Here is a 347-nt window from a genome sequence, read left to right as displayed (position 1 = left end):
GCTTACTTACAGCTCCCCAAAGCATATCGTCGTTAGTAACGTCCTTCATCGGCTTCTAGTGCCAAGGCATCCACCGTGCGCCCTTAATAACTTAATCTATGTTTCCACCATTTTTATAAGTCAAACGCTCACATACGGCTTCGTTTTCATTATTTTAAATGCTCATTTACATAAGTAAACTCTGCTTTAAAATAATTTAACTCATTGTCTGCTAAACGTTTTCTTTTATAAAAAGATTTAAACGCGTTATTAATCTTGTGAGTGTTCTTTCGAACACTAGCGATTATTTCTTATGAATTCAAGCTTATTTAAAACTCTTTATTCACTCGGTTTTGCTTGGTAAAATC

The 347-nt window shown here is 34.3% G+C and carries 1 rRNA gene; it reads right to left on the bottom strand.

Annotated features, from left to right (window positions below):
- Positions 1–97 (bottom strand): 23S ribosomal RNA (locus IDG60_RS03155); the annotation flags it as partial.
- Positions 98–347: the final 250 nt, after the last annotated feature.

It is taken from the genome of Staphylococcus sp. EG-SA-2 (genome assembly GCF_017152085.1).
Note: the sequence above shows the minus strand (reverse complement) of the source record. Positions and strands in the feature narration are given on the sequence as shown.